The organism is Phenylobacterium sp., from assembly GCF_024508875.1.
GTDB lineage: Bacteria > Pseudomonadota > Alphaproteobacteria > Caulobacterales > Caulobacteraceae > Phenylobacterium.
Genome location: NZ_JANINU010000043.1, coordinates 1 through 10978 on the forward strand (window position 1 = coordinate 1; position 10978 = coordinate 10978).

Annotated in this window: 7 protein-coding genes; 5 read left to right on the plus strand and 2 right to left on the minus strand. The window is 69.4% G+C overall.

Annotated features, from left to right (window positions below; translation table 11 throughout):
* Positions 1-115 precede the first annotated feature (115 nt).
* Both mnmD and Q0L11_RS04730 read left to right on the plus strand, forming a co-directional pair.
* Positions 116-1906: a tRNA (5-methylaminomethyl-2-thiouridine)(34)-methyltransferase MnmD gene (gene mnmD, locus Q0L11_RS04725; protein ID WP_296595726.1), complete on the plus strand. Its 1791-nt coding sequence runs from the start codon at positions 116-118 to the stop codon at positions 1904-1906.
* A gap of 63 nt (positions 1907-1969) precedes the next feature.
* Entirely contained in the window at positions 1970-2383 is a 414-nt protein-coding gene (locus tag Q0L11_RS04730; protein WP_296595727.1) for a DUF6491 family protein, read from the plus strand.
* A gap of 59 nt (positions 2384-2442) precedes the next feature.
* Here the strand turns inward: Q0L11_RS04730 and Q0L11_RS04735 are convergent, their stop codons facing one another.
* On the minus strand, positions 2443-5556 hold the full coding sequence (locus Q0L11_RS04735) for a TonB-dependent receptor (protein ID WP_296595728.1): 3114 nt from the start codon (positions 5554-5556) through the stop codon (positions 2443-2445).
* Between the two features lie 360 nt (positions 5557-5916).
* Complete coding sequence (locus Q0L11_RS04740; RefSeq protein ID WP_296595729.1) at positions 5917-8889, minus strand: TonB-dependent receptor; 2973 nt, start codon at positions 8887-8889, stop codon at positions 5917-5919.
* Positions 8890-9299: 410 nt separating this feature from the next.
* On the opposite strand from Q0L11_RS04740, the gene Q0L11_RS04745 reads away from it, so the two are divergent.
* The 3 genes from Q0L11_RS04745 to Q0L11_RS04755 all read left to right on the plus strand — a co-directional run.
* Positions 9300-9650, plus strand: coding sequence for an STAS domain-containing protein (locus tag Q0L11_RS04745; protein ID WP_296595730.1), 351 nt, complete (start codon positions 9300-9302; stop codon positions 9648-9650).
* A 14-nt stretch (positions 9651-9664) separates the two neighbouring features.
* Entirely contained in the window at positions 9665-10627 is a 963-nt protein-coding gene (locus Q0L11_RS04750; protein ID WP_296595731.1) for an MBL fold metallo-hydrolase, read from the plus strand.
* 91 nt (positions 10628-10718) lie between these two features.
* On the plus strand, positions 10719-10978 hold a 260-nt coding region (locus tag Q0L11_RS04755), incomplete at its 3' end, for a CHASE2 domain-containing protein (RefSeq protein ID WP_296595733.1).

Here is a 10978-nt window from a genome sequence, read left to right on the forward strand (position 1 = left end):
CCCGGCCGCCGCTCCGGCCGCCCCGGCTCCCGAGAAGAAGTAAGCTTCTTCACGCGGATACGCGTTACGGAAGGGCCGCCCCTGGGGCGGCCCTTCTTCGTTTCCGGACACCCCCATGACCGCCGACCCGCCGGGAACGAGTCCCCTCGCCTGGACCGATGACGGCCAGCCACGCTCGGCCCTGTTCGGCGACGTCTATTTCTCGGCCGAGGACGGCCTGGCCGAGACCGGCGCCGTCTTCCTGCAAGGTTGCGGCCTGCCCGAGGCCTGGAGCGGCCGGCGCCGCTTCGTGGTGGGCGAACTCGGCTTCGGCACGGGGCTGAACATCGCCGCCCTTCTCGACCTGTGGCGGCGGCATCGGCCCCCGGGCGGGCAGCTCCACATCTTCTCCATCGAGGCGCACCCGATCACCGCCGACGAGGCGGCCCGCGCCCTCGCCCGCTGGCCGGAGCTGTCGCAGACCGTCGCGCTGCTGACCTCGCGCTGGCCCGGCCGCGCCCGAGGCCGCCACCGCGTCGACCTGCCCGAGCTCGACGCGGTGCTCGATCTGGCGGTCATGGACGTCGCCGACGCCCTCGAGGGATGGTCGGGGCTGGCCGACGCCTGGTTCCTCGACGGGTTCTCGCCCGCCCTGAACCCGCAGATGTGGCGCGACGAGATCCTGGACCTCGTCGCGCGCCGCTCAGCCCCGGGGGCGCGCGCGGCGACGTTCACCGTCGCCGGCCAGGTCCGCCGCGGCCTGGCTGCCGCCGGCTTCGCGGTTGAGAAGCGCCCCGGCTTCGGCCGCAAGCGTGAGCGGCTGGAGGCTCGCTTTCCGGGAGAGGCCAGCCCGCGAGCCGTTCGCCGCGTCGCGGTCGTAGGCGCTGGCGTCGCGGGCGCTTCGGCCGCCCGCGCGCTACGGGCCCTGGGCTGCGAAGCCGTCGTGATCGAGGCCGAGCGCCCCGGCGACGGAGGGTCGGGCAACCCGGCGGGCCTGGTCACGCCGCGACTCGACGCCGGACTGGGCGAGGCTTCGCGGCTGTTCGCCCAGGCCTTCGGCCGGGCCGTGGCGCTGTACGAGGCCCTGCCTGACGCGGTCCTGTCGCGCGGCGTGCTCCAGCTCGCCGCCGAGGCGCGGGATGTCGACCGCTACGCCCGCATCGCCGCGTCCGACGTCTTCGAACCGGGCGCGCTGGCGATGCTGTCAGCGCAAGAGGTCGGCGCGCGCCTGGGCGAGGGTGCGCCACCGGCCCTCGACCAGCGCGGGGCGCTGGTGATCGCGCCTGCCGCGGTGCTCGCCGCCTGGACCGGCGCGGCGGTCCGCGCGCGCGTCGCGGCCCTCGTCAGGGACCCGGACGGCTGGAGCCTGCGCGACGCCGCGGGCGACGAGATCGTGCGCGCCGACGCCGTCATCCTGGCGAACGCCCTCGCCGCCCGCGATCTGGCGCCGGATGCGTTGCGCCTCCAGCCGGTCCGCGGCCAGGCCACCTGGACGACGGAGCCCCTGGCCGCGCCAGCCGTGGCGTGGGGCGGCTATGCGCTGGCCATGCCGCAGGGCCTGCTGTTTGGCGCAACCCATGACCGCGACGACGCCGGAACCGACCTGCGGGAGGGCGACCACGCGCGCAACCTCGCGACCCTGAGCGCCGCCTTGCCGACCCTCGGCGCCCGGGCCGCGGCGCTGCCGCTCTCTGGACGGGCCTCGGTGCGCGCCGTCACCCCCGATCGACTGCCCGTGGCGGGGGAGATCGAGCCAGGCTTGTTCGCGCTGACGGGATTCGGCTCGCGGGGCTTCTCGCTGGCCCCCCTGCTGGCAGAGCACGTCGCCGCGCTGGCCGCCGGCGCGCCGAGCCCGATCAGCCGGGACGCCGCCGATCTCGTGGCGCCCGGCCGCTTCGCCCTGCGTGAGGCGCGGCGCCGTTCCTAAGCCCCGGGATGGCCCTTATAGTGCCGCCGTCTCGGGGGACATCTGGGGCCAGAGGACTCCGCCATGAACCGCATCGCCAAACTGGCGCTCGCCGCCGCCCTGGCCGCGCTCGGCCTCGTCGCCGCAGCGCCGGCGCTCGCAAAGTCTCCCACCGAACCGGCCCCGGCCGCCAAGCCGAAGAGCCAGTGCTTCTGGGCCAACCAGGTCAACAGCTTCGCCTCGAACGACAACCGGGTCGTCAACGTGCGGGTGGGCGTGAAGGACGTCTACCAGTTCGAGATGTTCGGGCGCTGCAACGACGTCGACTGGAACAACCGCATCGCCCTGGTCTCGCGCGGCGGCAATTACATCTGCTCGGGCATGGACGCCGAGATCATCTCGCCCTCGACGATCGGCCCGCAGCGCTGCCCGGTGAGCAAGATCCGCAAGCTGACGCCGGAAGAGATCAAGGCGCTGCCCAAGCACGCCCGGCCTTAATGACGACGAAAAGGGGGCGCTGTCGCCAGCGCCCCCAAGCCGCCTTCCGGGAGGAAGGTCTAGAAGCGCTTCTTCAGGCCCAGGCCGAAGACGCGTCCCAGCGGGTTCGCCAGCGTGTAGTCGTAGTTGTACTGGCTGTAGGCGAAGGGCGGATTCTTGTCGAAGACGTTGTCCACCTTCACCGTCAGGGTCGTGTCCCACGGCAGCGTCGCCTGATAGACGAGGTCGAGCTGGTAGTAGGACTTGATCGTCGCCTCCTGCACGCCCGTGGTCGCGGGGTCGATGTCGTGGTTCCGGTCCTTCAGCTTGGAGACGTACCGGAGCGTAGCGCGCAGGTTATGCTCGCCGTTCAGGTTGGCGTTGAGGAACAGGTTCGCCTTCATCCGCGGGTACGAATAGAAGGCCGAGACAAGCTCGGACTTGCCGGCCCGGTCCAGGGCGGCCTCGATCACCGTCCCTTCCAGGGTCTTCAGGTCGCCGCGCTTGTACTCGATGAGGTACGAGCCCTCGAACCCGGCGTCGAAGCGGAAGTCGCCGTAGTCGGGCAGGCGGACGTTGACCTGATAGTCCACGCCCGAGGTGTCGACGTTCGGCCCATTGATGTTGTTGGACCGCACGGCGAGCAGGTTCGACGGGTGGCAGTTGCTGCCGTCGGGCCCCACGAACGTGGTGCCGGTGGCGAAGGTGAAGCGACCGCGGAGCGCGGCGTTCGTGCACTGCCAGCCGGCTGCGTTGGCCGACGGGAACATGCTGGTGAAGATGCGCGCCGCCGTCTCGGTGGTGAGCTCCTTCTTGAAGGCGAAGTTCCAGTAGTCGACCGTGGCGCTGACCGGGCCGTAGTTCAGGATCGCGCCCACGCTGTAGTAGTCGGCCGTCTCGGGCTTGAGGTCCGGATTGCCGTAGGTGTCGGCCGGCCGGTACAGCGTCGCGCCTGAGGTGGGGTCGGTGAAGGCGCTGTTGATCCGCGCGAAGCCCGGCGTGACGGCGGCCTGCGGCGGCGCACGGAAGGTGGTGCCGACGGTGCCGCGGACGGCAAGCCAGTCGACGATCTGCCAGCGCACGTCGGCCTTTGGATTGGTGGTCGAGCCGATCGTGCCGCCGAAGTCCTCGTGGCGGATGCCGAAGGTCAGATCGACGGTGTCGAGCAGCGGCACCTTCAGCTCGGCGAAGACGGCCTTCACGTTGCGGTCGATGTCGCTCTCGCGGACGCTGGCCACGAAGTCCGTGACGCCCGTCGCCGTGCGGCAGCGGGGCAGGCCATCGTCCAGGTCGTCGACGCAGGGATTGGCGTCGATGTTGAACCGGTCGTCCCCAGCCTGGACCGCCAGGCGGTCGTAGCGGAACTGGCCGCCCACCGCCCACTGGACGTCGCCGCCCGGCAGGGAGATCGGCGCCTTGCCGGAGAAGACCAGATCGCCAACCAGGGTCTGGGAGGTGTTCTCCGCGACGATCGTCTGGTGCATCCAGTCGAACAGCTCGCGGGTGTTGGTGTTCGAAGGGACCGCGGCGGCGTTGTAGTAGGGGTTGGTCGAGCCGTAGACGGCGTCCTTCTGGATGCCGTTGGAGAACGGGTTGAACCACAGGCACCCGCCCGCGCCCGGCGTGCCGGTATTCGGGTTGCAGCCCGGGCCGCCCAGGCCGCGCAGCGCAAGCTGGACCCGGTTGGTCACCTCGTCCGGCGTCTCGAACGTGCCGCGCGAGTCCATGTAGGTGACGGCGGCGTCGAAGTTCACCCAGTCCTTGATCCGTCCGTTGAAGCCCGCCGAGACGCGGAAAGCATCCACCGCGCGGCGCTCGTGGTCGGCGCCGTCCGGATAGAGCGGGTTGCCGCCATAGGCCTGCGGCCGCCAGCCGGTCTGGGACGTCACCACGCCGTTCTGGATGCCGGTGCAGACCGCCGCGGAGGTCACCGCCGCCGTCGCGCCGACGACGCCGGAACAGCCCGAGGCGAACAGGGCCTGCAGGCCCGGGTTGGCGAACGGGATATAGAAGCGCGAGGCCTCGTTCGCGGCCAGGGCCGGGAACGGCGAGGTGCCGCCGCCGGGCGAGCCGCCCGAGGCCGCGATCGGCGTCGGGAAGACGATTGTCGACTGGGTCGGCGAGACCCGCTCGTCGGGCACGTCGTGCCGCGACCAGAACGCCTCGGCGTGGAAGTTGATGTCTTCGGTGACCTCGAAGTTCACCTCGCCATAGAGCTGGTAGTGATCCTCGTCGTTCACGAGGTTGTCGAAGCGGCTGTACTGGAAGAGGCAGCTACCCGCCGCGTTGCGGAAGCCGTTGAGCTCGGTGCAGCCGGCGTCGTTGAAGGTGGTGAGCGTGATGCTGCGTCCAGGGTTCGTCGCGCTCGCCGCGGGCTGTCCGAAGACGCCGCCGCCCAGGTTGACCGCGCCCGTCGGCGTGCCGACGGCGAAGAACTGGTAGGCGCCCGGGTTGCTGGCGCCCGACCAGCCGCCGAGGGGGTTGTTCGGGTTGGGCTGCAGCGCCCAGTCGCGGTCGGTGGTGCGCAGTTCGCTGCGTCGGCGGTAGCCCGCCGTCAGCAGGATCGAGCCCCGGTCGAACCTGTTCCCCCAGGCGACGCTGACGTCGTAGTCGCCCTTGGAGCCGTCGATGAAGTTGTAGTTGCCGGTGAACTCGAAGCCGTCGAGGTCCTTGCGGGTGATGAAGTTCACGACCCCGCCGATCGCTTCGGACCCGTAGGTGGCGGCGGCGCCGCCTTTCAGCACCTCGATCCGCCCCACCGCTGCGCTCGGGATCAGGTTGATGTCGTAGACACCGGCCAGGGCGACGGTGCCGGGCGACGGCGCCATGCGGCGGCCGTTCATCAGCACCAGCGTGCGGTTCGAGCCGAAGCCGCGCAGGTTCACGGTGGCCGAGCCGGCGGTATTGCCCAGGAAGCGGTTGCTCTCGCCGATCGAGCCGGCGGCCGCCGGCAGCGACTTGACGAGTTGGACCACCGAGGGCGAGCCCTGCTTCTGCAGGTCGGCGGCAGTGGTCACGTCGACCGGAAGCGAGGCGTCCTCAGGCGTGCCGGCGATGAACGAGCCGGTGACCACCACCTCCTCCACCTCGGCCGGAGCGGCCTGACCCGACTGGGCCGCCGCGGCGCCCGCGAGGCCCAGGGAAAACACGACGGCCAGCATCGAGCCGCCGCAGAGTTTGCTGCGTCTGTTCATGGTTTCCTCCCCGAAGGCCCGACCCGCCTCTGGCGTGCGGATTCCATGGCCTTGGCGAAACGATGATCCTCCGGCTTTTTCCGACGCGCCAGCAATTTTCGCGGCAGAACATACCAATCTTCGGAATTCTGCCAGCTCCCCGCAGAGAGATCGTCTGATGATAATGTGTGTTTTATCCGATACTTACGCTTGCTCGCTTCCCAGGTGAATCTCGATAAGTTGGTATTTCCGGGCGTTGCAGGCGGAACACATATTCGCCCGCCTCTTCGAAAGCGGGGTTTGGCCGCGTCCTGGCGCAAAAGAAAAGCGCCGCCGGCGTGAGCCGGCGGCGTAGTGAGCAACGCAGCTTGGGGACTGCGGTTAGAACTTCTTGGTGACGTTGAGCTTCACCGTCCGGCCCAGCGCGCCGCCCGTGAACGGGTCGTAGCCCAGGTCCAGGCGGGCGAAGGACGGGTCTTCGTCGAAGATGTTGTCCACGGCCACCAGCACCGTCGTCTCCCACGGCAGCATGACGCGATAGGTGAAGTCGAAGGTGGTCTGGGTCTTGATCTTCTGACCCGCGTTAGTCAGCGGCACCGCATTGTTGAGGCTGTCGCGGACCACGTTCGGCGGGAACGGCGCGGTCCGCTGGTCCACGTAGCTGTCGACCGCGTTCATCGTCAGGCGGGCGGTGTGGATGTCGCGGTTGTATTCGACGTAGAACTGGGCCTTCCAGCGCGGGATCGGATAGATCTGGGTCTGGTAGTTCAGCTTGCCGACGCCGTTGAACGCCGCCGACACCGTCACCCCTTCGACCGTCGTGGCCTCGACCGAATACTTCCGGACGTAGGTGAACGACGTGCCCAGTTGCAGCCGGGCGCCGAAGAAGTCGTCGACGTTGTACGTCCCCAGGATGTCGATGCCGTCGGTCTTCACGCCGGGGCCGTTGATGTAGCGGGTGCGGATCCGCGACAGGTTGGCCACGCTGCACGCGCCGTTGAAGGTGAAGCGCGACTGCAGGCCGGCCAGCGCGGTCTGGCCGCAGTTGCCGGTCCCCGTGGCCGTCGGGAACAGGGTGGAGAAGATGCCGCCCACCGGCTCGGTGACCAGCGGGTTCTTGAAGTCGAAGTTCCAGTAGTCGATCGTCGCCTTGAACGGCCCGGCGTTGACGATGCCGCCCACGGAGTAGGTGGTCGCCTTCTCAGGGTTCAGGTCAGGGTTGCCCTGGACGTCCACGGCCCGGAAGGCGCCGCCCAGGAACTGCAGGCTGGTCACCTGGCCCGCGTCGAGAGAGGTCAGCGGCGGCGCCCGGAAGGTGGTGCCGATCGAGCCGCGGATCGCGAAGGCGTCGGCGATCTGCCAGCGGGCCGAGACCTTCGGATTGAAGGTCGAACCGCCCTTGGAGCCGTAGTCCTCGTAGCGCGCGGCGGCCTGCACCTGGAAGCTGTCGGTGAACGGCAGGCTGACTTCGGCGAAGGCGCCCCAGTTGCTGCCCGACAGATGGGCCGGCGTGGCGCCGCCCAGGAACATGTAGGGGCCGTTGCGCACGGTGCAGGTGGTCGATCCCGTCACCGGCGTATCGATGCAGGGCGTGACGGTCAGGTCGGAGAGCGGGTCATACTCGGCCTGGTACTTCTGCTTTCTGTACTGGCCGCCGACGGCCCAGCCGACCGTTCCGCCGCCCAGCTCCATCCCGGAGAGCTCGCCGTTGAACACGCCGTCCAGCACGAACACCTCGGCCTGCGCCTCGGTGGTGGTCTTCTGGAAGAACCAGCGGATCAGGTCGGGATTGTTGGCCACGGCGGCCGAGTAGTTGGGGTTGGTCTGGCCGGTGATGTAGTTCGACTGGATCGCGTTCGAGAACGGATTGAACCACATGCACCCGCCGACGCCGGGCGTGCCGGTGGTCGGGTTGCAGCCCGCGCCGCCCAGGCCGCGCAGGGCGAGTTGGAAGCGGCTGACGATGGTGTCGTAGCCGGTCCGCGTCAGGTCCTCGCGCATATAGGTGGCGTTGAAATCATAGCCGATGTCGGGCCCGAACTTGCCGGTGATCCCGCCCGACACCCGATAGGCCTTGAACTTGCGCGTGCCGGTGGACGAGCCGTCGCCGAACAGCGGGTTCCCGCCCATGGCCAGCGGCCGGTACAGCACGCCAGGAATGTAGGCACCGGTGGCCGCCGCTGGGATCTGGCTCGGATTCTGCGTCCGGTAGAGCTGGAAGCCGGGGTTGGTGGACGGCACGAAATAGCCGGCGCTGAGCCCCGACGCGAACGCCGGGTTCGTCGTGGCCGTGGGCACCTGCAGCGCCAGGTAGGACGGCGAGGTATGCCAGTCGGGCGTGTCGGTCTCGGAATAGAAGCCCTCCAGGTGGAGCTTCGTGTCGTCGTTGATGTCGTAGTTGAGCTCGCCGAACAGCTCGAAGCGCTTCTCGGTCTCCTGGATGTTGTCGTACGGCGTGTAGTTGAAGATGCAGGTGGGCGTCGCGCCGCTGAACGACGGAATGCCGCCCAGCGGGGCGCACCCCGCGTCGCGCTGCAGCCCGGCGGCCGGCGTGAAGCCACCCGCCGCCGTCGACGCCAGCGGCAGGAACGCGGTCGTGGCGTTGCCCGACGAGAAGCCGCTTTCGGGGCTGGTGAAATAGCCCGGGCGCGTGAAGTCGCGCTCGCCCACGCTGAGCTTGGACTTGTAGTGGTATTCGCCCGTCAGCAGGAGCGACAGGGCGCCCCACTCCTTGCCGAAGACCGCGTGCCCGTCCCAGTCGCCCGAGGCGTTGTCGATGTACTTGTAGGTCCCGGACAGCTCGAGGCCGTCGGTGTTCTTGCGGGTGATGAAGTTGACCACGCCGGCGATGGCGTCGGACCCATAGGTGGCGGCGGCGCCGTCCTTCAGAACCTCGATCCGCCCGACCGCGGCGAAGGGCAGGACGTTGAGGTCGGGCGAGGCGCCGTTCAGGGTCGGCGCGTTGACCAGTCGGTGGCCGTTCCACAGCACCAGGGTGCGCGCCGGGCCGAGGCCGCGCAGGTTCACCGTGGCCGAGCCCTCCGCCCCCTGGGCGCGTGCGTCGAACTGGTTGGTGTCGCCCAGCACCCCGTTCGAGACGGTCAGCGACTTCACCAGTTCAACCGGGCTGGGGTTGCCCTGCTTCTGCAGTTCGTCGGCGCCGATCACGTCGACGGGCAGGGCCGCGTCCTCCGGCGTGCCGCGGATGAACGAGCCGGTGACGACGACTTCGGTGATTTCGGTCGGGCCGGACTGGCCGCCCGGCTGGGCCTGGGCGTATGCCGCCTGCGAGGCGCCGGCCGCCAGGATGGCGGCAAGCGCGGACGCGCTGCAGAAGAACCTGCCTTTGGTCATCGATTTTCCTCCCCTCGGCAGCCTCGTTGGCGGGCCGTCCTGAGTGCGGGGATATTGAAGCCGTTTGTTTCAGCTTCGCCACAGGAATTTCATTGTTCCGCCAAACCGCGACGAAATGGACGTGGAAAGCGCGAAGTCTTTACGGCGCAACGGGTTTCCGGCAGCGGCGAGACGGCCCATTTTGACGCCGACGCCGGTTTTTCCGGGGCTAGCGGCAACGCGCTGGAGGCGACGGCGACGCGGCTGCAACAATACCGGGAAGGGATTCGCGGGCGGGCCGGCGCCGGCCGGAATGGAGAGCGTCGTTTCGCGAAGACTGCTCAGCCCGTGCCCCCAGGGCGCGAATCCTGTTGCGCGCCTTCACCGGGCGCCGTCAGGTTGCCGGAAGCGACCGCGGACAGGGGCGGCGCATGTCGGGGGCTTTGATGGACTTGGGCTGGGAGGTTCGCCGGGCGGGCGAAAGACTGGTGGGCGCGCCCATCGGACGCGTGGACGAGACCACCTGGGAGGTGTTCTCCGCGCACCTGACCGCGGTGGTGCGCGAGGCCGCCGCCGCCGGCGCGCCGCTGGTGATCGACCTCAGCGCGCTCGAATACATGTCCTCGCGCGGCCTGCGCGCCCTGACCATCGCGCGGCGGGAGGCCGGCGAGGCGACGCCGATCACCCTGGCCGCGCCGAACGAGCGGATGCGCGAGATCTTCGCCATCAGCCGGTACGACAAGCTGTTCAAGATCGTCGACGACGTCGACGCGGACGCCTGAGCGGCGGAGGGGTGATGCGGGTACGCTTCTGGGGCACGCGCGGCTCGCTGCCGGTCGCGCCGACGGCCGAGGTGATCCAGGCCAAGATCGCGCAGGCGCTCGTGGCGGCCGGCGGCCGATCGTTCGCGGACGCGGCGGAGGCCGACGCCTTCGCACGTCAATCCTTGGACTTCGCGACCTATGGCGCCTATGGCGGCGCGACGAGCTGCGTCGAGATCGAGGGGGCCGAGGGGACCTTCCTGATCTGCGACATGGGCTCGGGTCTGCGCGAGTTCGGCATCGACTCGTTCCGGCGCATCGCCGGCGGCCATCCGCCCGCCTACCACTTCTTCCTGTCCCACCTGCACTGGGACCACATCATGGGCTTCCCGTTCTTCGGGCCCGCCTTCAACCCCGCCGCGACGATCGTGATCCACTCGGGCCATGCCGACGCCGAGACCGCCCTGCGCCGGCAGCAGGAGGAGATCTCTTTCCCCGTGCCGTTCGACTGGCTGCGGGCCAAGTTCGAGTTCGTCGTCCACAAGCCGGGCGAGACCTTCGACGTCGGCGGCGTGGCGGTGACGCTCTGCGCCCAGCACCACAGCCACGACTCGTACGGCTACCGCTTCGAAAAGGGCGGCCGGGCCGCCATCTATTCCACCGACAGCGAGCATAAGATCGACAACATGGAGTCCGAGGCGGCCTTCGAGGCCTTCTTCAAGGACGCCGACCTCGTGATCTGCGACACCATGTATTCGCTGGGCGACACCGTCAGCCTGAAGCAGGACTGGGGCCACTCGTCCAACGTGGTGGCGGTCGACCTTTGCCACGCCGCCCACGCCCGGCGCCTGGCGCTGTTCCACCACGAGCCGACCTACACCGACGCGGACATCCAGCGGATGCACGCCGAGACCGTGCGCTACGAGGAACTGGTGCGCGCCGACCGCCCTGCCCTGGAAGTGATCTGCGCCTATGACGGACTCGAGGTCGCGGTCTGAGCCCCCGCCTGCGCCGAACGGGTCGCGACGGCCGGTTCGGGATCCGCAGGCCCGGCGCTTCTCATTCGGACGACATCCGCGCGCCGAGGCCGTGTCCGAGGCCGCGAACAGCGCGCTGAGCGAACTGGAGCCCGCGGCCAGGCTGCGGGTCCGCATCGCCGGCCTGAGCGCCGCACTCGCGGTCGCGCTGCTGCTCCTGTTCGGCGGCGGCCTGCTGCGCCAGCCGCTGTACGACCTCTACCAGAACATCGCCCCCGGGCCCGACATCTCGCGCCGGGTGCACGTGGTGGTGATCGACGCCGACAGCCTGCGCGACCTGGGCGGCTGGCCGTGGACGCGGTTCTACCTGGC

What these genes read in the sequence shown, in the direction of transcription:
- mnmD (WP_296595726.1), top strand. Translation starts at nt 116, where the DNA reads ATGACCGCCGACCCGCCGGGAACGAGTCCCCTCGCCTGGACCGATGAC.
- Q0L11_RS04730 (WP_296595727.1), top strand. Translation starts at nt 1,970, where the DNA reads ATGAACCGCATCGCCAAACTGGCGCTCGCCGCCGCCCTGGCCGCGCTC.
- Q0L11_RS04735 (WP_296595728.1), bottom strand. Translation starts at nt 5,556, where the DNA reads ATGAACAGACGCAGCAAACTCTGCGGCGGCTCGATGCTGGCCGTCGTG.
- Q0L11_RS04740 (WP_296595729.1), bottom strand. Translation starts at nt 8,889, where the DNA reads ATGACCAAAGGCAGGTTCTTCTGCAGCGCGTCCGCGCTTGCCGCCATC.
- Q0L11_RS04745 (WP_296595730.1), top strand. Translation starts at nt 9,300, where the DNA reads ATGTCGGGGGCTTTGATGGACTTGGGCTGGGAGGTTCGCCGGGCGGGC.
- Q0L11_RS04750 (WP_296595731.1), top strand. Translation starts at nt 9,665, where the DNA reads ATGCGGGTACGCTTCTGGGGCACGCGCGGCTCGCTGCCGGTCGCGCCG.